1 protein-coding gene is annotated in these 1595 nt (G+C 63.9%); it reads right to left on the reverse strand.

Features of this window, described 5'->3' with window-relative positions; translation table 11 throughout:
• Positions 1 to 1595 (reverse strand): acyl-CoA dehydrogenase (locus tag ABIE57_RS20460; protein ID WP_354540880.1); only part of this gene is annotated, 1595 nt, incomplete at both ends.

The raw sequence follows: 1595 nt of genomic DNA on the forward strand, positions 1-1595 counted from the left end.
GTGCGTTCGGAAATCAGATCGGCGCAGGCTTCGGTCAACGCGTCGGACGGGCCGCGCGACGCCGATTTCGGCAAGGTCACGGCGCGCAACAGCCAGCCGGCCCACCGCGCCGGAAGATTGGCAAGCACCAGATCGAGGCTCTTGCTGATCTTGTCGAACGCGGTTTCGGCAGTGAAACGCACCAATGGCAGGTCAGCGTCCTGTCGCCCCTCGTTTTCCCAGCGTTTCAACGTCGCCGATAAAAAATATAGTTCCGACAGCACATCGCCCAGCCGGGCCGAGATCATCTCGCGCCGCTTCAGCCCGCCGCCGAGCGTTAGGAAGGCGAAATCCGAGATCAGCGCAAACGCCGCCGACCAGCGCGACATGCGCCGGTAGATCGGGAGAAGCGGCCCCGCATCCTTGGGCGCGGGCGCAAACAGGCTGAGCGTCCAGGCACGGCCAAGGGCCCGAAAGAGCGTTCTGGTCGTGTGCCCGACATGGGCCCAGAAATGCTGGTCGAACGCGTCGAGTGATTTTTCCTGGTCCTCGATCTCCAGCGACTGCATCTCGTCCAAAAGATGCGGATGCGCGCGGATCGAGCCCTGACCAAAGATGATCAGGCTGCGTGTCAGGATATTGGCCCCTTCCACGGTGATGCCGATCGGCACCGCCTTGTAGATCTCGGACAGGTAATTGTTCGGCCCGTCGATCACCGCCTTGCCGGAATGGATGTCCATGGCATCGTTCAGCGCGTCGCGCATCCGGTAGGTGGCGTTCGATTTCATGATACCGGAAATCACCGCCAATGCGCGGCCTTCATCGAGGCCCACGCAGGTCAACTGCCGCGCCGCGTCCAGCGCATAGGCATTGGCCGCAAGCCGCGCGAGGCTTTCCTGCACCCCGCCAAATTTCGACACCGGGATGCCGAATTGCTGGCGCACGCGGGCATAGGCCCCGGTGGTGTGCGCCGCCAGCGCGCTGGCCGCCGCCGAAAGTGATGGCAGAGAAATGCCGCGCCCCGCCGCAAGTGCGCTCATCAGCATCATCCACCCCTTGCCGGCATAGTCCGGCCCGCCAATGATGTTGTCCAGCGGTATGAAGACGTCGGTCCCGTTGGTCGGGCCGTTCTGGAACATCTGCCCGGCCGGGATATGGCGACGACCTATCTCGACCCCGTCCAGATGGGTCGGCACCAGCGCACAGGTGATGCCGATATCCTCGGTCTCACCCAGAAGGCCGTCGGGATCGCGCATCTTGAAGGCAAGGCCGAGAACGGTGCAGACCGGCGACAGGGTGATGTAGCGCTTGGCCCAGTTGAGCTTCAGGCCGAGCACCGTCTCGCCCTCCCATTCCCCCTCGCAGACAATGCCGGTATCGACCATCGCCGCGGCGTCTGACCCGGCCTCTTCGCTGGTCAGACCAAAGGCCGGAAGCTCGGTTCCGTCCGCCAGCCGCGGCAGCCAGTGATCCTTCTGCGCTTCGGTCCCGAATTGCATCAGCAATTCGCCAGGTCCAAGCGAGTTCGGCACCATCACCGTCACCGCAGCCACCAGCGAGCGTGACGAGATCAGGCGCACCACTTCGGAATGGGCCAGTGCCGAAAAGCCGAGGCC

The organism is Roseovarius sp. MBR-6 (assembly GCF_040547525.1).
In the GTDB taxonomy this organism is placed as follows: domain Bacteria; phylum Pseudomonadota; class Alphaproteobacteria; order Rhodobacterales; family Rhodobacteraceae; genus Roseovarius.